Raw genomic sequence first — 25862 nt, forward strand, 5'->3', positions numbered from 1 at the left:
AGGATGTTTGATATAATTATTAAATGGAAATTGAAGAAAGAACTATCAAATCACAGATGTTTCAGTTTTTTTATTTTATAAGAAAGTTTGTGGATTTATTAATAATAAGGAGTGATTTTGTGAGTTTTGAAGAAATAAATTTAAATGAGTTTGATTTTAACCCATTTACTAAAGTAGATGATTGGGCTCTACTAACGGCTGGAGCGAAAGACAAATTCAATATGATGACTATTACTGGTGTTATGTGTGGAAAATTCTTTCTTAAACCGATGATACAAGTATATGTCCATCCAGACAGATATTCCTACCGATTTCTGGAGAACAATGATTACTTTACCATATCGTTTTTTGACGTTCCACGGCATCCAGCCTTACAGATTTGTGGAAGAATGCATGGTAATGAATGTGATAAGGTTGCTGAGTCAGGGCTACATCCTATCACGTTTGAAAACACAGTTATTTTTGAAGAGGCGAGCACAGTTTTCGTATGTAAAAAAGTTTATCATATGGATGTAGAAAAAGAAAATTTTGATTCACAGCAGTTGTTTAAAGAATATTATAAAGATTCATCAACATTTCATAGAATTTATCTCGGTCAAATTGAAAAGGTATTGAGACAAAAATGACTGAAACATAAAAAAGTAAAGTTATGCTTCATTTAAGATAAATATTAAAAATGGATATTTAAATGAATTTTACTAGCAGTATAAGTAATAGGCGGATTGCATAAGCTGTTAAAAAGGGTACAAAAAGATAGAATTGTAATTAATAATTTTTTTAAGTGCAAGATACTGAAAATTCAAAGAGAATGTAAATTTTAATTGTTTTGTGAATTTTAAATTTCTATTAGTTAAAGGAGAACTCTATGGGTGAGTTATTGAATAGGCTATTAATAATTTTGAATAATGGCAGAAAAGAAAATTCAACATATTATCATATAGCCCAAATTTTATTACGGAATTTTAATTCAATAAAGAATATGACGATATCAGAGATTGCAGATTTGTGCTTTGTTTCAAAATCAACAATATCTAAGTTTGCAAGATACATAGGCTTTGGTGATTTTCTTGAGATGAAGTCAGCAGCAACTTATAAAAGCAACAAAACTTCGAATAATTTAAATTATAAAGATAATATTTTAAGCTACATGGAAAACCATACTCAAGATGAGTACATAGATGTGATTATTGAGGATTTGAAGTTGGCAAAGTCGAGTATTGATATGTCCCAAATAGATGAATTAGTTGAAAATTTATTTAAGTATGATAAAGTAGCAGCTTTTGGGCTTCTATATTCAGAATCGGCAGCAATGGATTTGCAAATGAAACTTGCATATAATGAAAAATATATTATTACGCATGTAAATGATGTTGAACAAAATGAGTTTATTAAGAATGCGGATAAAGACACGCTGATAATTATATTTACGAACTCAGGAAACTATATAAAAAAATATCAATTAGTAACAGCAGCAAATATTGATAAAAATGTATTTAAGCAGACTAAAGCTAAGATTGTTGCAATTACTGCTAATAAAGAAATTGAAAAGTATCCTTATGTGGATTTGTGTATTACTTATAAGCATGCGTCTAATATACAAACTCATCCAATATTATTTCAATTAATTACTGATTTTATTACATTTAGATATAAGAAGAGAAAAAAATGAAGAAGTTAAAGTGAGGGTGAATTATTAATCATACCACACTTTTTTCTTTTTGTCGTAAAGTTTCTAAAAAATAAAAAAAATAAGTTATAAAAATTTTGAATGGTATAATAACATTACATCGATGTAACCGATATCAAATAAGCTATTTAGGAGGAAAAAACTATGGCAAAGAAGAATTATGAACAACTTGCGAAAGAAGTGGTTAATAAAGTTGGTGGAGTAGAAAATATTAATAGTTTGTTCCATTGTGTAACTAGATTAAGATTTAAGTTAAAGGATACATCAAAAGCAGATAAAGAATCAATCAAAAACTTACAAGGGGTATTGACTGTAGTTGAAGGTAATGGCCAATTTCAAGTTGTTATTGGAAATGAAGTTACAGACGTATTTGACACAATATTAAAAATGTATCCTCAAATTAAAAATGAAGCTGGAGCAGATAATGTAGAAGAAAAACCATCTGGAAATATTTTAACTCGTGCTTTTAATACAATGGCATCTATTTTTAATCCAATAATAATAGCTCTTGCTGGCTCTGGTATGATTAAGGCAGTTCTAGTTATATTAACAACATACGGACTTATGGATAAAGCAGGAAGTACTTATAAAATATTAAGTGCTGCTGGAAATAGTGTATTCTATTTCTTACCATTATTTTTAGCTTTTAGCGCAGCAAAAACCTTTAAGGTTAATCCATTTATTTCAGTTGCAATAATCGGAGCATTAATGGAGCCTAATTTTACAGGATTGATGAAAGCAAATGGAGATATGACGTCTTTTGCTGGCATTCCGGTTGTACTAATGGGATATTCAGGAACAGTTATTCCTGCAATATTAACTATTTGGGCATATTCGTATTTAGAAAAATTCTTAAAGAAATTTATTCCTAAAAGTATTGAAATATTTGCATTATCAATGGTCGCATTGTTTATTATGGTACCGCTAGCTGCAATAGTTATTGGACCAATTGGAGTAACCCTTGGTAATAGTATGGGATATGTTATTAATACCATAAGTTCTTCAAACGGACTTTTAGCTGGTCTTATTGTAGGAGCAGGCTGGACTTATTTAGTTATGATAGGAATTCACTGGGGAATTGTACCACTTATGGTAAATAACTTTTCGAATTATGGATATGATGTCATTAAACCAATGACTGCTGCTGCTACATTTGCCAGTGCAGGCGTGGCACTTGGAGTGTTTCTTAAATCTAAAAATAAGGAAACAAAAGGACTTGCGGCATCAGCTATAGTTCCAGCATTACTAGGAGGAGTTACAGAACCTATTGTATATGGTTTGTCTATAAAATATAAAAGACCTTTAATAGCACAGACAATAGCAGGTGGAATTGCTGGAGCATTTATAGGAGCATTTCATACTAAAGCAATTGTATATGTGTTCCCAGCATTAACAACATTACCTGGTTTCTTTGGAGATACTTTTATAATTTATTTAATTGGTATAGCAATGTCATTTACGATTTCAGCAGCATTGACGTATTTCTTAGGTTTTGATGAGGGAGGAACTACTTCCAAATCTTCAAATACTGCCCAAGGACAAGGAATTTCAAATGTTGATAATAGTAATTTAGAATTAGTCTCATGTATAGAAGGAGAAATGATTAATATAGAAGAAGTTAATGATCCAGTATTTTCAGGAAAGACAATGGGAGAAGGTGTTGCATTTATACCTGAAAATGGAGTTATATCATCTCCAATAGATGGAACTATTGAAGTAGCCTTCCCAACTGGGCATGCAATTGGGATTAAATCAAGCAGCAAGATTGAAGTGTTAATACATGTTGGTATAAATACCGTTGAATTAAATGGTGAGCATTTTGAAATGCTTGTTAAGCAAGGAGAAACAGTAAGAAAAGGACAGCAATTAATTAAATTTGATTTAGAAAAAATAAAAGAAAAAGGTTATGACATAACAACTATGATGATTATAACCAATGGCAATGAATTTAATAGTGTGAATATTGATGAATATCGACATGTAAACAATGGAGATAGAGTTATGAACCTTTCAATAAAATAAGAGTAGCAAGAAAAGTATACAAAATAATTCAAAAAATTAAGATAACAATAAAATGGAGGAAGTATTATGGAAAATAAAACATTATTTCCAGAAGGATTTTTATGGGGAGGAGCAATAGCAGCAAATCAAGCTGAAGGAGCATGGAATATTGATGGAAAAGGCATGTCTGTGGCAGATGTTGCAATGTATAAACCAGATATTGATATTAAGGATTATGTTAAACAATGGCATGTTGGATTAGAGGATATAGATAATGCTATGAAAGCTGAAGAGGACACATATTATCCTAAGCGTAGAGGAATTGACTTTTATCATAATTATAAGGAAGATATAGCACTTTTTAAAGAAATGGGATTTAAAACTTTACGTGTGTCTATAGCATGGGCACGTATATTCCCAAATGGTAATGAAGAAAAACCAAATGAAAAAGGGTTAAAGTTTTACGAAGATCTTTTTAAGGAATTGAGAGCTAGTAATATAGAACCATTAGTTACTTTATCTCATTATGAAATGCCATTATATTTAGTGAATAATTATGATGGCTGGGTATCACGTGACTTAGTTGATATGTTTGTAAAATATGCTAAAGTATGTTTTGAGCGCTATAAAGACTTGGTTAAATACTGGTTAACCTTTAATGAAATAGACAGTGTTTTCCGTCATGCATTTACAACCTTAGGAGTTGTCGAAGACAAGTATGCTAATAAGAAAGAAGCTGAAAAAGCAATATATCAAGCGTTGCATCATCAATTTGTAGCAGCAGCTTTAGCAACTAAGTATTGTCATGAAATAATACCAGATTCAAAGGTTGGATGTATGGTTACAAAGACTTTAACATATCCAGAAACATGTAATCCAGATGATATTTTATTAGCTCAAAAAGATAACAGAAATAACTTTGTTTATACGGATGTACAGGTTTTAGGGCAATATCCAAGACATTTATTAACTTATTTAAAGAAGAATAATATGGAAATAAAAATGAATGAGGGAGACGAAGCAATATTAAAACAGTATAATTCAGACTTCATTGCATTTAGCTATTATATGTCAATGGTGCAAAGTGTGCATGCGGACCAGCGTGAAAAGGTAGGAGGAAATTTAGTAACAGGAGTTAAAAATCCATATCTTCCTATAAGTGAATGGGGATGGCAAGTAGACCCAAAAGGATTACGTGTTTCAATGATTGATTTATATGATCGTTATCAGAAACCATTATGGATAGTTGAAAATGGAATAGGAGCTTATGACAAAGTTGAAGAAGATGGTTCTATTAATGATGACTATCGTATTGAATATTTTAGAAAACACTTTGAACAAATTGGACTTGCAATTGATGAAGGTGTTGAATGCATGGGATATACATCGTGGGCATGTATTGATATTGTAAGTGCATCAACATCTCAAATGAGTAAGCGTTACGGATTTATATATGTAGATGCGAATGATTTAGGAAATGGAACCTATAAAAGATCAAAAAAGAAAAGTTTTTACTGGTACAAGAAAGTCATAAATAGTAACGGAGCAGATTTAGATTAATTTAGATAGAAAGTTGTCGCAAAATAATCTTATACATATATGTTTTATCTTTAAAATATTAAGCAAATATATGGTATTAAGATATATGTTGCGACAATTTCTTAATGATGTACAATTTATTATAAAGCACTAAAGCAAAGTTGACTATGAATTGTTTAATATATATAATGTAATCATTTATAATTAGAGCTATTTTGATAGTAGGAAGTGATGGTTGTGAATGAACGAAATTTACTATGCTTTATTAAGGTTTATCTGCTAGGGAATATTCACCGTGCGGCTGAAGAATTATATCTTTCTGTGCAGGCAGTTAGTAAAATTATTAACCGTTTGGAAAAAGAATTAGGGGAAGTACTTTTTATTCGGACCAATGATGGGGTATACCCAACACCTTTTGCAGACAAATTAAAAGAAAGGGCAGATATTATTTTATATCAATATTCTAAAATTCGGGATGATTTTGAAGATAGCTCCGAGGGGAAGGTATTTGTACTGCGTATCGCATCAACTTATGCTGTTTTGAAATATCTAACACTAGATTTTTTAAAAGGTTTTTATGATAGATACCCTAATATTCGTTTGAATTTTGTGGAATACCCAGAGTATCCTATTTATGAGATGCTGAAAAAGGGACAATTGGATATAGCATTTCTTCCAGAACCGATAGACGTGAATCTGTTTGAATTTATATTTTGCTTTTCTCATAAATACTGTGTGGTTATGAATAAGAAGCATTCTCTGGCTAAAAAGAAAGTGTTGGAATATAAAGATTTGAACCATATTCCATTGGCATTAAAAGGACGGGAGTATGCTTTTTTTTCGGCGAATGTTAGCCGCTTTGCAAAAGGCGGGCTAATTCCAGAAATACAGATTGAAACAAGTGATGACTCGTTGATTGTTGAAGCCGCCAAAAAGGATTGGTGCGTGGGAATTACAGCAGATTATCTGGCAAGAGAATATGCAGATGAAAATACTGCTATCCGACCTTTTTCCGATGAAACTTTTGTACGCAATATTTTTCTTGCATGGAGAAAAGAACATAAACTAAATCATAGTGCGGAATGTTTTATTCGTTATGTGCAGGAATGGATGGAAATGGTGTCAATAAAAAGTAGACAATAAAGCCAAAAAGGTTGATGGAGAATATATAGATTAAAAGATATAATAGTCACTAAGTATATAAATTAGAAAAGCTTGTGAATATTTAATTTTTATTAATTTGTTCTAATAGGCAATAGCACTGATATGGAAATATCAGTGCCATTTATAATAAGCAACAGGGGGTAACTAAATATGAATGGTATGATATTATTTTTATGTCTTATTTGGGGATTTAATTTTGTAGTTATGAAATCAGCAAATGGTGCATTTCCACCAGTTTTATTTGCAGCATTTAGGTTTTTAGTTGGAGCTGTGGTACTTTTTGGAGTTGTATATTTTAAAAAAATTCCTATGCCGAGTAAAAAAAATTTTAAATGGTATGTTTTATGCGGTTTTTTACAAACTACATATTTTAACTTAGCAATACAAGTATCTCTCAATTATATTAGTGCAGGGCTTGTTTCTGTTCTTACATATAGTATGCCATTATTTTTTTGTATATTAGCACATTTTTTCATTCCTGGAGAAAGGCTGAATGGAAGAAAATTTATAGGAATTATTATTGGAATAATGGGATTATTTTTTGCACTGAATATAACTCATCTAGATGGAGACTTGTGGGCATTAGCTCTTGCATTAACCTCTGCAATTGCATGGGCAGTGTCAAATCTTATTATTAAACAAAAGTTACAAAATTGTGATAAGATTCAGTTCACAGCTTGGCAAATGGCAATAGGAGCTGGGGCATTGTTTTTATATTCTTTTTGTTTTGAAAATGGACAATCGCATTGGAATATAATGTCTATAGGTTATGTTTTATTTTCAGGTATTATAGCATCTGCTTTAGCATTTGTATTATGGTCTTATATTTTAACCAAGATTCAAGCAAGTAAGGCATCAATATCTTTATTATTGGTTCCTGTAGTGGGGATTATATCTAGTTATTTATTTTTGAATGAAAGTTTAAAAATATCTACATTAATAGGTGTTTTATTTGTACTTTTAGGAATTTGGATTGTAAATAGTAGTAGTGATAGTAAGAATTCTAATGTTATACCACAAACTTTAAAAATAAATTCTATTGTTACTGAATTCGAAGCATATGATGAATAATAGCAATGTATTTTTGCTATATAAATTAAAAGATATTAATTGCAATTGAATTTCTCAAATTGAGAAGATTACATATTTATTATTAAATTGTGAACTAACTTATAAAAATAGTAATTAGTAAAGGATGATAATAAACTTTTTTGCTAATTTTATTCTGTAATATACAATAGCACTGATATGGAAATATCAGTGCCGTTTTTGGTAACAAAGTAAACTAAAATGCAGGCCTAGCCAACCGTAAATGTAAAAGCATAGAAATACATTTAATGAAAGATCCAAACAGTTTTTTTATATAAATGTGGAGTTTCAAGGTTTAATATAGTATTTAAATAAAAATATATAATAAACCAGTTATAAGAAGATTTACCACATAAACAAATGAGCTTAAAAAAATATATAGAACCATTTATGGGGAGTCATGATTAATATGAATAAGGAGTTTGATATAATTGTCTAGTTCAGTAAGAAGTAAAAAGGTTTATGAACAGGTAATAGAACAGATTAAAAAGATGATTGTAGATAAAAGTTTAAAAAAAGGTGAGAAGTTACCTTCGGAAAGAGAATTAGTTGAGGAATTTCAGGCTAGTAGGACATCTATAAGAGAAGCTATGAGAGCTTTACAAATTATGGGGTTGGTGGAATGTAAGCAGGGGGGAGGAAACTATATTAAGCATAACTTTGAAAATAGCTTATTTGAACATTTATCTATAATGTTTATGCTTCAAGAGTGTAATACTAATGAGATAATAGAACTAAGAAAGGTTATTGAAGTTGAAACTGCAGCAATTGCTGCCAATAGGATAACTAATGAGCAATTAGAAAGGTTAGGAATTCTTATTGATATGTATGGAAAATTTAGAGATGAAGAGGAAAATGTTAAAATGGATAGAAAATTTCACTATGAAATTGCTCAAGCATCAGGAAACCATTTAATATCAAACATTCTAAATGCAATTTCTTCTTTAATCGATACTTTCATAAAAGATGCAAGAAAGAAAATATTAGTTGAAGAAAGAAATGCAGAAGTACTTTCAAAACAACATAGAGATATATATGAAGCTTTGAAAAATCATAATTCTAAAAAAGCTTCAGAGGCAATGAAAAAGCATTTAGAGTTTATTAGCGAATATATGCTTAAATAGAAATAGGATAAGATAGAGTCTGATGCAAACCATCTGTAATAGGTATTTTGCTTGTACTTATTATGAATAGTGGTAGTGTTTAGAAAAATACTAATGTGGATATAATAGAAATTTACACTAATAATTCTTATAATTTATATGTAAAGGAAAAATAAGTTATATAAGGCACCATATTTTAAGTAGCAATATTTTAAAATATGGTGTCTCTTTATATAAGGTAAATTAGTGTAGTTATCATAATTTTATGAAATAAGTATTAAACTTTAAAAGAATATCAGAAATCTTTATTTAGATGAAATTTAAACGACAAGAAAAATCGATAAACATTGTAATGGTGAAGTTTTTATAAAGATTAAAGATAATTGTATGTTAATAGTAGATCATTATTTTTAACACAGACTTATTTATATTCTATAATTTTGTAAAACATACTGAAAGGATTAACAATTATTTGTTTTTATTAATATCAACATAAACTAAAGTATTGTAAAAGTCGGTCATTTCGCTTATGATTTCTGAATTGTGTGAGAAGCGTTCCAAATTAATATAAGATTGTGAAGTGGAATGGATTTTACCATAGGAATCTATATCCAAGGTATTCCATAAATTTTTGATTATATGAGAGTTGGATTTTGTTAATTTAACGTTTCTCATTATATCTTTAAGTAGGTTATTATATAACTGTAGATCTAATTTTCGGGCAATCAATAATAAATTTTTATAAATTTTAGTTGAGCTTGGTTCTGAGTTTTCGCCATTATAATTAAAATCAGCGCCTGTGTATCCATAGTAATCTGATATATCTTGAGAAGACAAATAAAATAAAATATTAGAGGCATCTTCTACTATATTAGATATATTTTTATAAATTTTAGCAAGGAAGAATTCTTTTTTCTTAGTACATACTTTTTCCCAAAGGTCTAAGTACATTGAATATTTATACTCAGATATATAATCTTCAATATTACTTTTTTGAAGAATAGCTTCATATCTATTTAAATTGTTTTTTAAGCATCCAAATTCAGAATACTCTCTGGTTTCATTTTTTTGGTGCCAGGCAATATAATATAATTTAAACACATTAAGTGTATTCACAAACAACATCCTTTCTTGTGGTGAATTAATTTATTTGTTATATATGCTAAGTAAAATATATCTTAATTTTTAAAATTAAATATAGATATATAAAGAGCGTTTATAATATATGTTATTATAAGAAATAGAGAGAAATATTGATAACTAAAATTAAAATGGTGTAAAGTTTTGTATTTTGACAATGCTTTAGCTAGAGATTATAACTTTGTATAGGGGACGTTTAAAACGAATGATTATTTCTGTTCTAATTTAGTGTAGTGTTGGAATTTAGAATGAAATATTTATAACCCAAAACTTAGATATTTAATTTAATCTATTGAGGGAATATATTTGATGTATTCCATAACTTTTTCAGAAAAATTAATCTGATTTTTCAGCGTCGACTTGCTCCTTAATTTTAGAGTGGGGATTAAGTAAGCATCTTTTTGTAAATGCCATACCTTTTAAAATATCAAGTATCCTTTCTTGGCATTCTATAGGAATTTCTTTTGCATTCAACATTATTTCATTTAAAATATCTATATTACCCATAAAACCATCTCCTTTAGTATTCTTAATACTACAATCTGTATTGTAAGAACATAATACTACTAGAAATTTGTATTGTCAATACAAATAATTTTGCGTTATAAAAACATTTTTGTCTTTACAGTACAAAGTTACTATGATAATATACTGGTAAAAGGTGGTGTTTAAATTGACTTTAGGCGAAAGATTAAAAACTGCTCGTAAATTTAAAGGACTAACTCAAGATAAACTTGCAGAAAAAATTGGCACATCCAGAGGTGTGGTTACAAATTTAGAACATGATAAGACTGAAACACCTCAACCTTTAATTATTAATGCTTTATGTAATGCTTTAGAAATCAGTCAAGAGTGGCTAATCAATGGGATTGGGGAAATGAATAATTCGGAAGCGATTAGAAGTTCTAAGGTTTTATCTGAAATATATTCAATTTCTAAAGAACTATCAGAGGAAGAACAACTATATATCCTTGATGTAATAAAAACATATAGAAATCATTTTAATCAAAAGGAGAGTGAGTAAAATCCTCTCTTTTATTATTTGGACTAATCTTAATATGTGGGTATATATGACTTGAGATTTAAGGAGTTGTTATCATTATTTTTTATTTCATGTAAATTCACAAAAAAATATTTAGAGTCATTATGCAGTAAATCTTAAAAATCAAGTTATTATATGTTATACAATTAAAATATAGCAAGGAGAAAGAAGTAATGAACAAAAAGAGATTATTAAGATTTTATAATGACAGAATGAGGTTTAAACTAATTAATGGCATCTATAATTCATTAATTATATTAAAAGGATTAGAAGAGGGAGAGAATATATATGTAGTTCATAAAAAAGAGGACGCAAAGTGGATGAATGAATTAGGATTTGTTACAACAGTTATAGATAAGAGAACATTGGAATTTTTAAAAAATTATGCGAAATATTTTAGAGGTGCTAAAGTAATTATATTGTATCCCAAAAATGAGAGAGAATTGGCTGACGAAATAGAGAAAAAATTAGAGGAATATACTTGTAACATAATGATTGCGTTACTCGATGAGATAGAATATATATAGTTGCAGTAAAAGGTAAGTTATGTTAATCAAATGATATGATAGAGTATAGCAGCGTAAAAAAATATGTAAAAAGACTTGAAAAATAGTGGCCATTTTTAAGTAAGACCAATATAGATAACTAATTTTATATTTTGTATTAATATGAAGTGTAAATTAGGTGAGCAGTTCAAAATTTTTGAAAAGAATGAAATAATGGAATTCCGGAGAAGGAATTCCAATTTTTCCTCCAAAATTAAAGATATTAGATTATATGTTATTTTTTTAGATTCCAAGTAAATAACTTCCGAATGATTATATTTTAGAAAATATTTTTTGTTTTAATATTTACAATACGGACTATAAGTATGGGAATAGGAAATTCTAGTGAAAGAAATATTATGTAAATACAGTACGAGGAAATATTAAAATAATATAGGGATTTCTAAAGAATTAGAGCATAGAAATATGTTCTTATTTATAATTTTAAATAACTGTTAAAATAAAAAATACATTTAGGTAAATTTCATGATTATTTATGTAAATTATAGGTATATGAATAAAACGAAAATATTAATTTATAATTTATATACGTAACACTTAGATATAATTCATGTAAATTATTTAGCAACTTACATAAACACTAAAAAAGAAATATTTAAATATTAATTTTAAAATAAGTTATAGTATCAATTATGTATAAGAAGGAGATTTTTTGTGTTAAAAAAGCATACATATCAAGAACAAATAAATAGATTTCAAACAAAAATTAAAGACGTTGATGATATGGTAGTAAAAATAAAATTATTTTTAAAAGAAGTGTTTAAGGCTAAATGCACTGTTCCCCAATATGCATATAATTCAGTTGTATTTATTATAGAAGACTGTATATATATGCAAATATCATTATGTTGGATACAATCTAATAATAATGGGAACAATGTAGATCTTTTAAAACTACGAGAAATAGAGATAGATGTTAAATACAGAAATAATGGTTACTGTACCTCATTAATCAAATTTTTAGAAAACATAGCTTTAATCCATGGCTATGATGGTATAGAAATAGAATCTGTTTATTCAGAAGAAATGCTAAATATAGCAAAAAAATTAAAGTATTTTAAAGCATTTGAAGGAATTTATGACTATATTCAAAATTATAGAAAATTATTCCTATCTTAATTGGAGAAAGGGAAAAAATCATCTACATAGAAAAATTGAGCATGCTAAAATCTCTCCAAATAAAAAATGCTCACGATATTTAAGTACTTTAAATATGTACAATAAAATATTATTAATATTTTAAAATAATAAATCTACATATTTGGATTAGAGTTGTATTAAAGAAAGGTATGCTAAAACATTATGTGGGTATGCATATGATGTTTTTTAGTATACCTTCTACTATTGAATTGGAGCTAATATGTGATTTATAAGTCATCAGCATACTTGTCTATTATAGAAGAATAAATCAGCATTATTACATAATTGCAACAATGCTGATTATAAATTCTTATTTTAAAAGTCTAATGTTTATATTGCTTATACTTTCTTTTTGCGTAATACCTTCAATTATTATAACAAAGCAAGGTTTATTTTTTCTATAATAAAAAGTTTGAAAGTCATTAAAGATTAATTTCCCTTCAGCGAATAAAATTTTTTTGTAATCATCACAATGTATATCGAGTCCATAAATTATATAATTTAATTCCCAAAAAAGGTTATCGTAGGTGATAGTTCTATTTTGAAAATTATGATTTAAACAAAATTCTATTGATTTTAATTCTTCTTTGAATTGAGTATAACTCAATCCTATTATATTATTTATATTCATGTTTTTCCTCCTAAAATTAAAGATACTAGAATATATATTATTTTTTTACAAATTCCAAGTAAAAAAATTCCAAATGGTTGTATTTTATAAAATATTTTTTACTTTAATATTAGTATAGCGAATGATAATACTAGATTAAAATTTAGGATAGTGTAGTTTCTTTATTTTGATTTTTAGATTTGTAAATTTTTCGCTATCATCATCTTCAAATTCAACAGTACCGTCTACTAATTCTATTATAAAACCAGGTTCATTTTTATTTACATAAAAAGTTTGATAGAAGGCATCAAATATATATTTATTTTGATTTTTTAATAGCCCTATATCATTGGATCCCCATAATATGAAATTTATTTTTTCAGCGATTTCTTCATAATAAGTTATTTCTGTATTTTTTAAATAATTATTTATATACTTTTCTATTTTCTTTCTATTCTTTTTAAATCCATTATAGTTTAGATTTTTAATATCATCTATTCTCATATGTTTTCCTCCAAAATTAAAGATATTTGATTATGTAGTATTTTTTCGTGAATTCCAAGTAAATAAATTCCAAGTGCATATGTTTTTAAAAATATTTTTTATTGTATTTTTTGGATTTGTTAAAAAAATAAATTTTACAAAAGAACATTCTATTGAACGAGAAAATATATATGGAAGAAAAAAATGAAATTTAGAGAGCGAAAAAGTGAAATTTATAATTTTCAAGCTATATTATAGATAGGAGTGTGAAATTTATGAATAAAAAATGTGAAAAATGCAAATATAGACTAATTGTGGACGGGCAACATTGTTTCTTTTTAGGATTGGCTACTACAAGGCAATTGGCAATAGATGAGCGTGATGAATACGGATCTTTTGAACCTTACCTAAAACAACTTATAAAAAGTGAAGATAATTTCTTAAAAAATGATCTAGATAGTCATAATAATGAAGAATGTATTTATTGTAAGAATAAATTTAGAGCAGAAGGGTCTAGGAAATATTTAGAAGAAATGCTTTTAGTTGTGAATAAGAGATGGGAGAGCATTGAATGGAAATTAACAATACTTTTGTATATCGAAGAAAAATATTTTAATGAGTTTGGTAGTTTCTGGTTCAATGAGGATATTCATGATTTTCAATTAAACAGAGATATGTTATCATGATAGACATTAATATGATGGTTTTAGTAGTAATAGGATACTTATAGATAATATAAATTGTCCATAATATATTTACAGTAAAAATGTAATAATGTAAATAAGAGCATAGAAATATGTTCTTAATCTACGTTAAAAAATATATTTAAATGAATTTAGGTATTTTTATGTAAATTGTAGGTATAGAAATACTAATTTATAATTTATATAGGGTAATATTTAGGTATAATTCATGTAAATTATTTACCAACTTACATAAATATTAAGAAAAGAAATATTTAAATTTTAGATTTAAAATAAGTTATAGTATTAATTAGATTTAAGAAGGAGAATTTTATGCTAAAAAGGTATGTATATAAATAGTAGTTTGCTTTTAATTTTAAGTAGATATCAATATGACGAGATAAAAAAGAATAGGGATCCTTTAAAAGTATAAAGGAAATTTAGATTTAGAATTAAAATAAATACTTTTGATATTTCTTAGTTTAGAGAAAATCTTAAAATAATTATACTTACAAGTTATAAAATATTATGCTGTATATAATTTTTTAAAGTAAGAAAATTTTTGTAGTGATTTATTATACATATATATATGAAAAGAACATAATAGAAGTTAGTGCTCTTTTGCTAGATAGCATATTAAAATAAGTTGAAATATATTATTTAGTGGGATAAGGGGAGTTTTGTAATAACATATTATGTTTATGTAGTAAATAGCAGTAATATTATAATTATATTAGTTTTATCTATATATAAAACACACCTAAGTCTCCTAAAAGCATAGGAAAGTATATTTTACTTAAAAATTACCATGGAATCATGATAGTTATAGGTTATGATTTTAGTAGTATTAATAATTTTTCAGTAATATCGACTCTCTAGGGTTGTTTACTTTAAAAGTATAAAGGAAATTTTTCATTAGATGTTACATTCATTTTCAGTAGTATTAATGTTAATTTATATGTTGTAGTAGTAAATAGATTATTTTTAAGAGTAGTTGCATTTTGAATAAGTAGAACTATTTCTTGGGTATCTAATAAAGCAAGATTTACACATAATAAATTAATTCTGAATATTATTTCTTGTTGTTATTATGTATTTCAAGATAAATTAGAGTATTGAAAAAGTCGTTTATTTCATCTGAAATTTGTGGATTATTTGAAAAACGTTTTAACTGTACATAACAGTCATCATTTAAATACACTTTTCCATTAGAATCTACATTTAAAGTATCCCATAAACTTTTTATTATAGGAGCATTCAATTTCGCTAATTCAATATTTTTCTTTATATATTTTAGTATAGTCTTATATAATTGTAAGTCTAACTTTTTACAAATCAGCAATAAATTTTTATGAGTTTTTATTGGACTTGGCTCCAAGGTGTCGCTAGTAAAAATAAAATCGGCTCCTTTGTATTTAAAAAAATCATCTATGTTTTCGGAAGATAAATAAAATAATAGATTAGAAGTATACTCTGCGATAGAGATCATATTCTGATGAAATATGTTAAGGAAGTAATCCTTTTTTTGAGTGCATGCTTTTTCCCAAATATCTAAGTAGGATGAATGTTTATAATTAGATATATATTTATCTATATCACTTTTTAACAAGATATTTTCGTATTGCTCCAAATTATTTTCTAAGCAGCCAAATTTAGTATATTTTCTAGTTTTATTTCTTTGGTGCCAAGCAATATAATATAATTTAAATAAATTTTTTGTATTCATAAACAATATCCTTTCTAGTGGTATATGTCTTCAAAGTAAACATAATACATGTATTACAAATTTGATTTAATATACAGGTAATATATTGCATCTATATTCTAGCATTTATATAGAATTAATCTGTACTTTCATGATTTAATTGATCATTGATTGGAGGTGTTCTTTTTTTAAGTAAGCATTTTTTGGTAAATACCATTTCTTACAAAATATCTAGATTCCTTTCTTGGCATTCTAGAGAAAGTTGCTTTGTATTTAACATAATTTCATTTAAAACCGTATCACTCATAAAATAATATCCTTTTGTCATTTGAATACTTGTATTTAGATTTTAAGAACATAATAACCTTAACTAAGTGTATTGTCAATACGTATATATGTGCTGATACGACAATTTAGTGTTTAAAATACAAAATTGCTATGATAATATATTGGTAAAGGTGGTGTTTAAAATTGACTTTAGGCGAAAGATTAAAAACTACTCGTAAATTTAGAGGGTTAACACAAGATGGACCTGCAAATAAAATTGGAATATCACGTGGTATGATTAGCAATATAGAAAATGATGATATAAATAATACAGATTATAGATAATATCTTTAGAAGAGAAAATGAAATACTGTAAATAAGAGCATAGAAATATGTTCTTATTTGCTTTAGAAAATACATTTACATAAATTTTTCGCTTATTTATATAACATTTATGTATATAAATGAAATGAAAATATTGAGTTATAATTTATATAGATAACATTTAGGTATAATTCACATAAATTATACCTAAATGTTATTTTTGTGTATGTGGGTGTTAATATTATACACAAAAATATAATTATGGAAATGAAAATAGGTAGAAATTTGATATAATTAATACCGAAAAATTATTTGATTTAAAGTATATAGGAGGGATTCTAACCTAATGAAAATTAAAATAGATAGAACAAAGAACTTTTTAGAAAAAACAAAGGTAATACATATTGATATTTCAAAATTTGAAATTGAAATAGAATTTTCTTATGCATTTGTCTTAGCAGCAGTAACAATGCTATTACTATTAATTAATGCAGGTTTATTGGGTTATTATATTGGATTGTATGTATATAAATAATAGTTTGCGTTTAATTTAAAAAATTATATAAATTTGATAATGAGTGATTATATTAAGTACAATTCTATATAAAAATCTTTAAAGGGTATGATACATAAGATGTAGAGTGGATATGTATTAGTATTTTTTATAATAATTGCAATATCAGTAGAAAAAATATTCAAAACTACAACAGTGATAACTAGTTTCAATGAGCGTTTTGTTGGTCTTGAGTTGAATGTGATAAATTTATATACAATATTATTGGAGGTTGTAATTTTAAGAAGGGTGTAATATTTAAAAAAATAATTAAAATAGAAGAATAGCAAATTTAAACACATTGTATGTTTAAGTTAGTCCTTTGTTAAATTCTAATTTTTTAAAAGAAGCAATTTTATTTTGTGTTTATAATGCCATATCATGAGGATAAATACCATCCTTTTAAATAAAGAATTATATAACAGTTTAAGATAGGTACCAATAATATATAAAGACTTATAGATTATTTAAAATAAATTGATTGGCATTTTTTGATAAAAAATTATACAATGCAAACACTCCAGATGGAGTGCTCTTTATTTTTATAACAGAATTATTTTAACAAATTACAAGAACAAGAAATTTAGAAAGGAAACCAAATGATGTAAATTGATTATATAGGAGGTTTTTTTATTAATGAAAGTTTATGTAGAGAAGACAATGAAATTTTTAGAGAAGACAAGAAAAATACATATTAATAACTCAATATTCGAAATGAGTATAGAATTTTGTTATATGTTTATTTTATTGGTAATAATGATAATTTTATTAATCATTAATGCTTGTTTTTTGAGTTATGCTATAGGTTTAATTATGTCTAGATAATGTATAGACTTGGTAATTTATATTACAGAAAAAATAACTTAAAGTTGTTATGACGTAATTGTGTTCATTAAATCTGATGAATTTTTAGTTACAGTGTGAGAAGATAATACTGGTGCCCCTTTTTTATATACTATAAAGAAGAAAAAGCGATTTCTGAAACGCTTTCTTATATATTTTTGAATCGCTACATAAGAATGCATAAATGGCAAAAGCGATTTCTGAAATGTTTTCTTATATATTTTTGAATCGCTACATAAGAATACATAAATGGCAAAAGCAATTTCTGAAACGCTTTCTTATGTATTACTAAATCGTTACATAAGAATATATAAATGTCCAAGGAACATATCCCATAACCCCTCACACCCAATAATCCTGTAATTTATACTGCAGGAGCAGTACCATAACTATACATTCTACTTATGGAGAAGTTATATAGGGGGAGAGTAATACTGGGCAATGAATACATATCAATAAAAGCAAATAATATATAAGGCAAATATGTAATAGGAGTATATAGGGAATAAAATGAGATAAAACCCTTTATATATATCAAAGTAGTAGCAAAATACCATTCTTGTTTATGTATTTATACATATGGAGTATATATCAATAGATCATGGTTACTTTATAGATAGAAAAGGTTAAAATTATCCTCAAAAAGTCCAGTTTTTAGGTCAAAAAGCGTTTCAAAAAACGCTCTTCTTGTAGGGAAGACTCTTCCGCTCGCTCCGGTAACTTGATACGCTCGCTCGGCAAATTCGTCCGATAACTGGCACTTTAACTCACAAAATCAAAAATTGCTCGTCAAAATCGCAAATTGCTCGTCAAAATCGAAAATGGATGGGCATTTTTTAGTAAAAGAGGTTTTTGTGGGTGGAGTTTCGGCATGTTGTGCTATCTTATATACTGTAATTACATTATATAAGATGTTTTATCCATTATCACCCATATAAAAAGGAAACTTGCAAGTATCTGCTGCATATATACTGGATATATTTTATCAAAGGTTCTAATTTTTCCTTAACCTTAACTTTTAAGTACATTCTAATAGTTAGCATTAAATTTATTATTGTGGCTTAATTAGAAAATGACATGTATATAGACAGAATTTTTATAGTTGGTGTAAGAATAATTTATTAAATATTAAAAAATTAAAATAATTTTTAAGTATATAAGAAAAGTTTTAGAAAAATTTAAAAAATATAAAAAGATTTTAAAATTATTTTTGGATTTTAAAAAACATTGAAAAAAATTGAGTCTTATTGAATAATGATAAAATTTTTGCTAAGAAATAAAAAAACATTCAATTATTTTAGAAAAAACTTTAGAAAATTTAAAAAAATTAAATTATATCAAAATCAACTTATATATATAAATATTGTTCCTGACAGTATAGATAATACTCCAACAATATACCCACAAATTATTGTTCTTGAAAAAGTCCTCAATGAGTCTTGGCTTAAAATAGAATTGTCAGATTTTGCTTCTCTATATGACGTTAGTATTATAAAAAGCCCAATTATTATTAGTCCATATTCCATATATAATCAACTCTCTTTCAATAATATTTTACAATAAATCGTCTTTAATATAAATAATATTGATAAGCATTTAAGGAATTTTTGAGTTATAGGTGAACATGAAGAGACAGCAAGAGTGGCTCCATTTTATGAACATGGGTTATGTGGATATGCAGATATTTAAGATTCTGAATTGGAACAAGATAATAAGAAAACATGAGAAATGATAGATGAATGTAAGTCAGTTTTAAGTCGCATTGTGGACAATTAAAGTCAATTGAGCAAGCTATAGCATCATTAATACTGACAATTTAAGAGTTGCAATAAAACCATTATAATTAATAGAAAGTTATTATAAAGATTGAGGAGAGTTATGAATTGTATTGTAAAAACTTGTATAGGTGACTGTGAACTATTAAGTTTACTTGAAGAAGTTAAGAAAGATGTTTTTTTTATATTAAAAGATAGTATTAAGCAACTGAAATTATTTGGATCTTACGCAAGAGGGGATTACAATAATGATTCGGATATTGATATTTTTTTATTATATAATGAAACAAATTTAAAAAACATAGATGATTTGATATCAGAAATATCTGTAGAATTTCAATTAAAATATGGCATTATGATAAATATATATGATATGAGCATTAGCTACTATAATAAACATAAGAATATATCACTTTTGATTAAGAATATAGAAAGAGAAGGCATAGCGTTTTAAAGTAGAGAAAGAACGATTAAATTGTATTTTTGAATGGAATAAGTCATGAAATTTTAGGAGGCACTAGCATAATCTAAGAAGGGAATATCCAATATAGATGAAATATTAAAAGTTATAGATTAATAGATTATGATTTTTGGGAATTATGCAGAAGAACAAGAGCAATGTGTATGAAAAATTATTTTTGGTTCAGTAAGGGTGAAAGATATGAAGAGATTCATATTAGATATTTAGTAGAAAACAATAGAATTGATGAAACTCAAATACCATTTGTAGTGCAATATTATCCTAGTGAATTTAGATTTTAGAAAATAATAAAATTTTAAGGAATATTATTTAGAATTTAAAATTAAAAAGATCAATTGTAAGATGTGTTCAAATTTACAATTGATCTTTTTAAAATTCTGATGTACCAGGAGTTCGTGGAACTTAATTTTAGTGTATTTTATAGCCTCTTTTAAGGATTTATTTTACTTGGGTTTAAGTACTCTTCGTTTTATTTGGTTATGAAGTATTATAAGAAAATTTAACTGTGTTGTGTTATGGTTGTGTTATTTTTCAATATATAATCAAATTAGATAGATACGTATATTATAAAGTCAAAATATAGATTAAATCAATTATACTATATGTTTTAAGGTTTTTCATTGTAATAAAAGAATATAAGTTTAAATACACATACCATTAGGCTATAATAAAAATATAGTGCGAGCTGTGAAGCAGCACGCAAAATGCGTGACTCTTCCTCTTGCGGATAGATAAAATCTATCCGCATTAGTAAGCTAATAAAATATAGTAGGGAAACCCTACCAAGTAATACTTAACCAGTAACTTGTAGCTAGTCCTTGGAGCCGAAGTGGTAACATTAGGTTTAAGCGTAGGACGGAGAGCAAACGAGCCGAAACGAAAGTGAAGTGATTGAGCCGCGAAATTATTATACAAATGAAGAGGTCGATGTTCTTATATTGACAGCAGACAATATCATATAAATCGATATGGTGAGATTTATATGGCTCTTCCGAGGTCATAGAACTTGGCGAGTTTGATGATAAATATGTTATTAGAACAGCTGAGATCCTATAATATCTGTAAAGCAGTATGCAAAATCAAGTAAGGAAACAAGCAAGATGAGCAAATGTATTATAGGAAGTCCGACTAACTCATAGTACCGCAGAAACCTGCGAAAGCAGGCGGAGGGAAGGGGTTAGCACAACATAGCTTCAAGTATACTTAGAATTTTACAGACAGGAGAGCTGAAACAATATGATTAATGAGTTACTTGGAATACAATTTAATATAGAAAAGGCTAGATTAGATGGTAAAGTACAAAACCTTGCTTCGTATATTAACAAAGAAACTCTTATAGCAAGCCATCAACAAATGGACAAAAAGAAAGCTAGAGGAATTGATAATATAAGTAAAGAAGATTACTCGAAAAAGTTAGAAGAGAATGTTACCAACTTGGTTGAGCGAATGAAGAATGGAAGTTACAAACCAAATGCTATAAGAAGAACCTACATTCCTAAAGATGGAAGCAACAAGATGAGACCGCTTGGCATATCTTGCTATGAAGATAAACTAATAGAAAATATAATAGCTCAAATTTTAACTATGATTTATGAACCAAAATTTTATGAAGACTCATTTGGATTTAGACCGAATAGGAACTGCCATCAAGCAGTTAGACAGTTAGTGGAAAATGTACAATATCATAATAAAGTATGCTATATTGTCGAAGCTGATATAAAAGGTTTCTTCGATAATGTAAATCATGAATGGATGGTTAAATTCTTAGAACATGATATAGCAGATAAAAGATTTATTGAAATAATTAATAAATTTCTTAAAGCTGGGATTATGGAAGATGGGAAATATATAGATAGTGAAAAAGGAACTCCTCAAGGTAATGGAGCATCGCCAGTACTTGCTAATATATATTTGCATTACGTTCTAGATAATTGGTTTGATGTAATGGTTAAACGTAAGTATAGAGGAGAAACATATTTAGTAAGGTATTGTGATGATTTTGTTTGTTGTTTTCAACATAAATGGGAAGCTGAAAAGTTTTATAAAGAACTTATTGGAAGATTCAATAAGTTTGGTTTAGAGTTAGCATTAGAGAAAACTAAAATTTTGGAATTCGGAAAATTTGCCAAAGAAAATAGAGAGAAGAGAGGTTTAGGGAAACCTGAAACTTTCGATTTCTTGGGTTTTACATTTTATTGTAGTGAAAATAGCAATAAATCATACTTTAGATGCAAGGTTAAGACTTCTAGGAAGAAATATCGGAGTAAAGTGAAGGCAATGAAACAATGGATTAAACTGAATAGAAATATGCCTATAAGTGAATTGATTAAGAAAATTAATCAGAAACTTAGAGGACACTATCAATATTATGGTGTTACCGACAACACACGAAGTGTGAAGAGCTTTCTCAATACAACAAGATATTTATTATTCAAATGGACTAACAGAAGAAGTCAAAAGCGTAGCTACACTTTAGAATCATTTTACAATGGGCTATTAAGAACTTTACCGTTGTTAGAACCGAAAATAAGTGTCAGCTTATTCTATAGATAAATTAAATATGATGTGAAGAGCCGTATGCCTTAGTAGGGCACATACGGTTCCGTCGAGGAGTATAGGCGGTAACGCCTATATTTACTCAAGTATAATGGGGTAAGGAGCGTGAATATGAAAAGCATAAATTACGAAGACATGATAATGAAAAGAGCTATGGATGTTTTTGCAGAAGAGGGTTTAAAGTTTTTTGGTATAGAAAAGAAAGTTAAAGAAGTAAGTTCAACTGAAATAATAGTGTTAGAAGCTAAGAACATGTTCATGGATTATACTTTTTTGATGGAAGATGATACCTATATACACATAGAGTTCCAAACCACAGATAAAGGAATATCAGATCTAAGAAGATTCAAAGCGTATGAATCATTATTTGAGCTTCAAATGAATAAGGATATAGTAACTTATGTTGTGTACTCAGGAAATATAAAGAATCCGTTAAATTGTTATAATAGTGGAATAAATACTTACAACGTTAAAGCTATATCAATGGCTAATAAAGATGGTGATAAAGTATTTGATGAAATAGTAAATAAAATAAAAAATAATGATAAGATAGAAAAACAAGACTTAATAACATTAACTTTCACTCCTATAATGGGTGGAAAATTAGATAGGGTAGATAGAATATTAAATGCAATAAAAATAGTAAGAAGTGTAGAGACAGAATATAGGTATGATATTGAAACAATTTTATATGCATTTGCAAATAAGTTTTTAGAGGGTAGAGATTTAGAAAAAGTAGAGGAGGAACTTAGTATGACTGAATTAGGTAAGAGATTAATGGAAAGAGGAGAAAGCAAAAAGGTTATAGAAATAGTTAAAAATTCAATAAAAAATGGACTTGATAATGAAATGATAAGTTCTATAACAGGATTAACAGTTGAGAAGATTCAAGGAATAAGAGAAGCTATTGAATATGAAGAGTAGAATAAAATGAAAAAAAACAGAGAATAAAAATAATCTGTAATATAATTGATTATTTTGCATATAGGTATTTTTATTAAAAAATTTTATATTAAGTATATCTGAGACTAGAAGTTTTAAATGATTTCTAGTCTTATTTTAGTAAAAAACATGATTATGCATATACATAATAGGAATTATACTTGACAAAATTAATATAAATAGTAAAATATAATTATAAAATAGTGGAGGTGAAGAAATTATGGATAATATTACCATTAATCTTAGTGAAGAAGATAAAATGCTTTTTACAGAAGCAGTACGAAATGGGTTGGATAAATTTGGTGATTATAAAATGGAGAATCCTACAGTTACTCGTATAGGTTATACTGGAACTCAATGGGATTATATAAATACTGAATGTAGCGATGCTTTGCCTAAATCAAAATTTGATATTGCGGTATGTTCTAGAGGGGTTTGGGAATTAATATTAATCTATGATAAAGAGTCAAAATATTTATATACTCTAATGAAAGATAAAAGATTTGAGGATTTAAAAAAACAATTAAAAAAGGATAAAGTTCATTATTTAGAAGCAATAACAAAATTTAATATTAAATTTTGGGAAGAGTCGCAAGAGCAAGGTAGTTTCTTTGCTGACATTAGTGAGATTAAATCTGAAAAAATAGAGAAGACTATTGAGCAAATGTTAAAAGATATTAATGATGACATAGAAGCACATATATTAGTAACGTTCACAGAGAGGAAAAATGAATTATTTTCTATTTCTGCATCAATTGTAACACCAACATTAAATATTATACATACAGAAAAATGGAATGAATATATTCAGCCTAAGTATGATATTGTTATAAACAATAAAACAATTGAAGATTTGTTAAATGTAGAAGAAGAGGATATTAATTTACCATTAAAAGAAACTGAAAGATTGAACAATATTGATATAAAACTAAAGAAGAATGAAAAAAATAAAGAAGAATGAAAAGAGAAATATGAAAATAGAGTAAATAGTTTCTCTTAGGAGGAGTATTTTATGATAAAAAACAGGGAGTTTAATGGGGAAAGATTAAAGACAGCAAGATTATATAGAAATAAAACAATTAAGGAATTAGCCGATGATACAGAAATAACAAAACAATCTATTTCACAATTTGAGAATAACAAGTCTGTACCAAGTTTAGAAACTTTATTGAAAATCATAAACGCTTTAAATTTTCCTAGAGAGTATTTTTATCAGGAAGATGATAAGAGTATACATAATGGAAATATGTTTTTTAGGGCTTTAGCGGCTACAAGTAAAAAAGAGCAATTATGTCAAGTAAATAAGACTAAGATTCTTTCTATTATATATAATTTTATAGGGCAATATATAGATTTTCCGACTATTAATATACCTGATATATCTAGTTGTAATGGAGACATTAAATTAATTGCTAATGAAGTAAGAAGTTGTTGGGATTTAGGGAATAGACCTATAAATAATATAATAAATGTGATGGAGAAGAATGGAATAATAATAAGCTGTTTTAAGACAGACGAGCAGAAAATAGATGCATTTACACAGATTAATACTATTAATGGAGTATCATATCCAATAGTAGTTCTTGGAGATGATAAAGAAGCAGCTGTAAGAAGACAGTTTAGTGGAGCCCATGAATTAGGTCACATAATTATGCATGGTGAAATTGGTGATATTAATGAAATGACAAAAGAAGAATACAAATTAATGGAGAATCAAGCAAATGAATTTGCTGCGGAACTATTATTACCAAGAGAAACATTTTGGGATGATTTAATTCAGTATCCTAATAAGCTTGAGTTTTATATTGAACTTAAGAAAAAATGGAGAGTATCAATTTCAGCAATGATAATAAGGGCTTTTAGATTAGGAGCTATAACTCATAATCAATATCAATACTTAATGAAACAATTATCTAAAAAAGGTTGGAGAACTAAAGAACCATTAGATGATATAATACAAGTTGCAAAGCCAACACTATTAAGAAAATCTATAGAAATATTAATAGAAAATAATGTATTAGATGAAAATGAATTTATAGAACAATTACAAAATTATGGATTGGCTATAAATTCACAAGAAGTTGAGAATTTATTAGGATTGGATAAAGGTCGCTTAAGTAGAAGAAATAAAGAAAGTAGTATAGTAATAAATTTAAAGAGAGAATAGTG

25 protein-coding genes are annotated in these 25862 nt (G+C 27.0%); 20 read left to right on the forward strand and 5 right to left on the reverse strand.

The window, feature by feature from the left end; all coding sequences use genetic code 11:
- Positions 1–56: 56 nt before the first annotated feature.
- The 7 genes from AXY43_RS16250 (at position 57) to AXY43_RS16280 (ending at position 8604) form a co-directional block, all read left to right on the forward strand.
- Positions 57–626, forward strand: a complete 570-nt coding sequence (locus AXY43_RS16250) for a flavin reductase (protein ID WP_181246081.1) — start codon at positions 57–59, stop codon at positions 624–626.
- Between the two features lie 239 nt (positions 627–865).
- Positions 866–1669, forward strand: a complete 804-nt coding sequence (locus tag AXY43_RS16255; RefSeq protein ID WP_105411798.1) for a MurR/RpiR family transcriptional regulator — start codon at positions 866–868, stop codon at positions 1667–1669.
- Positions 1670–1831: 162 nt separating this feature from the next.
- Complete coding sequence (locus tag AXY43_RS16260; protein WP_105411799.1) at positions 1832–3709, forward strand: beta-glucoside-specific PTS transporter subunit IIABC; 1878 nt, start codon at positions 1832–1834, stop codon at positions 3707–3709.
- Positions 3710–3775: 66 nt separating this feature from the next.
- Complete coding sequence (locus AXY43_RS16265) at positions 3776–5248, forward strand: glycoside hydrolase family 1 protein (RefSeq protein WP_105411800.1); 1473 nt, start codon at positions 3776–3778, stop codon at positions 5246–5248.
- A 216-nt stretch (positions 5249–5464) separates the two neighbouring features.
- Positions 5465–6370, forward strand: a complete 906-nt coding sequence (locus AXY43_RS16270) for a LysR family transcriptional regulator (RefSeq protein ID WP_181246080.1) — start codon at positions 5465–5467, stop codon at positions 6368–6370.
- A gap of 171 nt (positions 6371–6541) precedes the next feature.
- On the forward strand, positions 6542–7462 hold the full coding sequence (locus AXY43_RS16275; RefSeq protein WP_105411802.1) for a DMT family transporter: 921 nt from the start codon (positions 6542–6544) through the stop codon (positions 7460–7462).
- A gap of 449 nt (positions 7463–7911) precedes the next feature.
- Complete coding sequence (locus tag AXY43_RS16280) at positions 7912–8604, forward strand: FadR/GntR family transcriptional regulator (protein ID WP_105411803.1); 693 nt, start codon at positions 7912–7914, stop codon at positions 8602–8604.
- Positions 8605–9051: 447 nt separating this feature from the next.
- On the opposite strand, the gene AXY43_RS16285 is transcribed toward AXY43_RS16280, so the two are convergent.
- Both AXY43_RS16285 and AXY43_RS28010 read right to left on the reverse strand, forming a co-directional pair.
- Positions 9052–9699 carry a hypothetical protein gene (locus AXY43_RS16285; RefSeq protein ID WP_105411804.1) on the reverse strand — a complete coding sequence of 216 codons (648 nt, stop codon included), beginning with the start codon at positions 9697–9699 and terminating at the stop codon, positions 9052–9054.
- A gap of 360 nt (positions 9700–10059) precedes the next feature.
- A complete protein-coding gene (locus tag AXY43_RS28010; protein ID WP_181246079.1) occupies positions 10060–10230 on the reverse strand; it encodes a hypothetical protein in 171 nt (56 codons plus the stop codon).
- A gap of 157 nt (positions 10231–10387) precedes the next feature.
- Here AXY43_RS28010 and AXY43_RS16290 point away from each other — a divergent pair, with 157 nt between their 5' ends.
- From AXY43_RS16290 to AXY43_RS16300, 3 genes are all read left to right on the forward strand, one after another.
- The gene (locus AXY43_RS16290; RefSeq protein ID WP_341457885.1) at positions 10388–10747 is read left to right on the forward strand and encodes a helix-turn-helix domain-containing protein; all 360 of its coding nucleotides are present in this window, start codon (positions 10388–10390) and stop codon (positions 10745–10747) included.
- 191 nt (positions 10748–10938) lie between these two features.
- The gene (locus AXY43_RS16295; RefSeq protein WP_105411806.1) at positions 10939–11292 is read left to right on the forward strand and encodes a hypothetical protein; all 354 of its coding nucleotides are present in this window, start codon (positions 10939–10941) and stop codon (positions 11290–11292) included.
- 693 nt (positions 11293–11985) lie between these two features.
- Positions 11986–12450: a hypothetical protein gene (locus AXY43_RS16300; protein WP_105411807.1), complete on the forward strand. Its 465-nt coding sequence runs from the start codon at positions 11986–11988 to the stop codon at positions 12448–12450.
- Between the two features lie 331 nt (positions 12451–12781).
- Here the strand turns inward: AXY43_RS16300 and AXY43_RS16305 are convergent, their stop codons facing one another.
- Both AXY43_RS16305 and AXY43_RS16310 read right to left on the reverse strand, forming a co-directional pair.
- On the reverse strand, positions 12782–13102 hold the full coding sequence (locus AXY43_RS16305) for a hypothetical protein (RefSeq protein ID WP_105411808.1): 321 nt from the start codon (positions 13100–13102) through the stop codon (positions 12782–12784).
- 135 nt (positions 13103–13237) lie between these two features.
- The gene (locus AXY43_RS16310) at positions 13238–13585 is read right to left on the reverse strand and encodes a hypothetical protein (protein ID WP_105411809.1); all 348 of its coding nucleotides are present in this window, start codon (positions 13583–13585) and stop codon (positions 13238–13240) included.
- A 254-nt stretch (positions 13586–13839) separates the two neighbouring features.
- Here AXY43_RS16310 and AXY43_RS16315 point away from each other — a divergent pair, with 254 nt between their 5' ends.
- Positions 13840–14250: a hypothetical protein gene (locus AXY43_RS16315; protein WP_105411810.1), complete on the forward strand. Its 411-nt coding sequence runs from the start codon at positions 13840–13842 to the stop codon at positions 14248–14250.
- 1069 nt (positions 14251–15319) lie between these two features.
- Here AXY43_RS16315 and AXY43_RS16320 read toward each other — a convergent pair.
- Complete coding sequence (locus AXY43_RS16320; RefSeq protein WP_105411811.1) at positions 15320–15973, reverse strand: hypothetical protein; 654 nt, start codon at positions 15971–15973, stop codon at positions 15320–15322.
- 450 nt (positions 15974–16423) lie between these two features.
- Here AXY43_RS16320 and AXY43_RS16325 point away from each other — a divergent pair, with 450 nt between their 5' ends.
- The 9 genes from AXY43_RS16325 (at position 16424) to AXY43_RS16365 (ending at position 25860) form a co-directional block, all read left to right on the forward strand.
- Complete coding sequence (locus AXY43_RS16325; protein WP_105411812.1) at positions 16424–16564, forward strand: helix-turn-helix domain-containing protein; 141 nt, start codon at positions 16424–16426, stop codon at positions 16562–16564.
- Positions 16565–16889: 325 nt separating this feature from the next.
- On the forward strand, positions 16890–17078 hold the full coding sequence (locus tag AXY43_RS16330; protein ID WP_105411813.1) for a hypothetical protein: 189 nt from the start codon (positions 16890–16892) through the stop codon (positions 17076–17078).
- A 654-nt stretch (positions 17079–17732) separates the two neighbouring features.
- Complete coding sequence (locus AXY43_RS16335) at positions 17733–17921, forward strand: hypothetical protein (RefSeq protein WP_105411814.1); 189 nt, start codon at positions 17733–17735, stop codon at positions 17919–17921.
- A gap of 1896 nt (positions 17922–19817) precedes the next feature.
- Entirely contained in the window at positions 19818–20168 is a 351-nt protein-coding gene (locus AXY43_RS16345) for a nucleotidyltransferase family protein (protein WP_105411816.1), read from the forward strand.
- Positions 20169–20338: 170 nt separating this feature from the next.
- The gene (locus tag AXY43_RS28015) at positions 20339–20476 is read left to right on the forward strand and encodes a hypothetical protein (RefSeq protein ID WP_181246085.1); all 138 of its coding nucleotides are present in this window, start codon (positions 20339–20341) and stop codon (positions 20474–20476) included.
- 955 nt (positions 20477–21431) lie between these two features.
- Positions 21432–22748, forward strand: coding sequence for a group II intron reverse transcriptase/maturase (gene ltrA / locus AXY43_RS16350; protein WP_105411817.1), 1317 nt, complete (start codon positions 21432–21434; stop codon positions 22746–22748).
- 114 nt (positions 22749–22862) lie between these two features.
- The gene (locus AXY43_RS16355; protein WP_105411818.1) at positions 22863–23675 is read left to right on the forward strand and encodes a hypothetical protein; all 813 of its coding nucleotides are present in this window, start codon (positions 22863–22865) and stop codon (positions 23673–23675) included.
- Positions 23676–23913: 238 nt separating this feature from the next.
- Entirely contained in the window at positions 23914–24654 is a 741-nt protein-coding gene (locus AXY43_RS16360) for a DUF5986 family protein (RefSeq protein WP_105411819.1), read from the forward strand.
- A gap of 51 nt (positions 24655–24705) precedes the next feature.
- Positions 24706–25860, forward strand: coding sequence for a helix-turn-helix domain-containing protein (locus tag AXY43_RS16365; protein WP_105411820.1), 1155 nt, complete (start codon positions 24706–24708; stop codon positions 25858–25860).
- The last annotated feature ends 2 nt before the right edge of the window (positions 25861–25862 follow it).

It is taken from the genome of Clostridium sp. MF28, assembly GCF_002969175.1.
Lineage (GTDB): Bacteria > Bacillota > Clostridia > Clostridiales > Clostridiaceae > Clostridium > Clostridium beijerinckii.

What these genes read in the sequence shown, in the direction of transcription:
- AXY43_RS16250 (WP_181246081.1), top strand. Translation starts at nt 57, where the DNA reads ATGTTTCAGTTTTTTTATTTTATAAGAAAGTTTGTGGATTTATTAATA.
- AXY43_RS16255 (WP_105411798.1), top strand. Translation starts at nt 866, where the DNA reads ATGGGTGAGTTATTGAATAGGCTATTAATAATTTTGAATAATGGCAGA.
- AXY43_RS16260 (WP_105411799.1), top strand. Translation starts at nt 1,832, where the DNA reads ATGGCAAAGAAGAATTATGAACAACTTGCGAAAGAAGTGGTTAATAAA.
- AXY43_RS16265 (WP_105411800.1), top strand. Translation starts at nt 3,776, where the DNA reads ATGGAAAATAAAACATTATTTCCAGAAGGATTTTTATGGGGAGGAGCA.
- AXY43_RS16275 (WP_105411802.1), top strand. Translation starts at nt 6,542, where the DNA reads ATGAATGGTATGATATTATTTTTATGTCTTATTTGGGGATTTAATTTT.
- AXY43_RS28010 (WP_181246079.1), bottom strand. Translation starts at nt 10,230, where the DNA reads ATGGGTAATATAGATATTTTAAATGAAATAATGTTGAATGCAAAAGAA.
- AXY43_RS16295 (WP_105411806.1), top strand. Translation starts at nt 10,939, where the DNA reads ATGAACAAAAAGAGATTATTAAGATTTTATAATGACAGAATGAGGTTT.
- AXY43_RS16305 (WP_105411808.1), bottom strand. Translation starts at nt 13,102, where the DNA reads ATGAATATAAATAATATAATAGGATTGAGTTATACTCAATTCAAAGAA.
- AXY43_RS16310 (WP_105411809.1), bottom strand. Translation starts at nt 13,585, where the DNA reads ATGAGAATAGATGATATTAAAAATCTAAACTATAATGGATTTAAAAAG.
- AXY43_RS16315 (WP_105411810.1), top strand. Translation starts at nt 13,840, where the DNA reads ATGAATAAAAAATGTGAAAAATGCAAATATAGACTAATTGTGGACGGG.
- AXY43_RS16320 (WP_105411811.1), bottom strand. Translation starts at nt 15,973, where the DNA reads ATGAATACAAAAAATTTATTTAAATTATATTATATTGCTTGGCACCAA.
- AXY43_RS16330 (WP_105411813.1), top strand. Translation starts at nt 16,890, where the DNA reads ATGAAAATTAAAATAGATAGAACAAAGAACTTTTTAGAAAAAACAAAG.
- AXY43_RS16335 (WP_105411814.1), top strand. Translation starts at nt 17,733, where the DNA reads ATGAAAGTTTATGTAGAGAAGACAATGAAATTTTTAGAGAAGACAAGA.
- AXY43_RS16345 (WP_105411816.1), top strand. Translation starts at nt 19,818, where the DNA reads ATGAATTGTATTGTAAAAACTTGTATAGGTGACTGTGAACTATTAAGT.
- AXY43_RS28015 (WP_181246085.1), top strand. Translation starts at nt 20,339, where the DNA reads ATGAAAAATTATTTTTGGTTCAGTAAGGGTGAAAGATATGAAGAGATT.
- ltrA (WP_105411817.1), top strand. Translation starts at nt 21,432, where the DNA reads ATGATTAATGAGTTACTTGGAATACAATTTAATATAGAAAAGGCTAGA.
- AXY43_RS16355 (WP_105411818.1), top strand. Translation starts at nt 22,863, where the DNA reads ATGAAAAGCATAAATTACGAAGACATGATAATGAAAAGAGCTATGGAT.
- AXY43_RS16360 (WP_105411819.1), top strand. Translation starts at nt 23,914, where the DNA reads ATGGATAATATTACCATTAATCTTAGTGAAGAAGATAAAATGCTTTTT.
- AXY43_RS16365 (WP_105411820.1), top strand. Translation starts at nt 24,706, where the DNA reads ATGATAAAAAACAGGGAGTTTAATGGGGAAAGATTAAAGACAGCAAGA.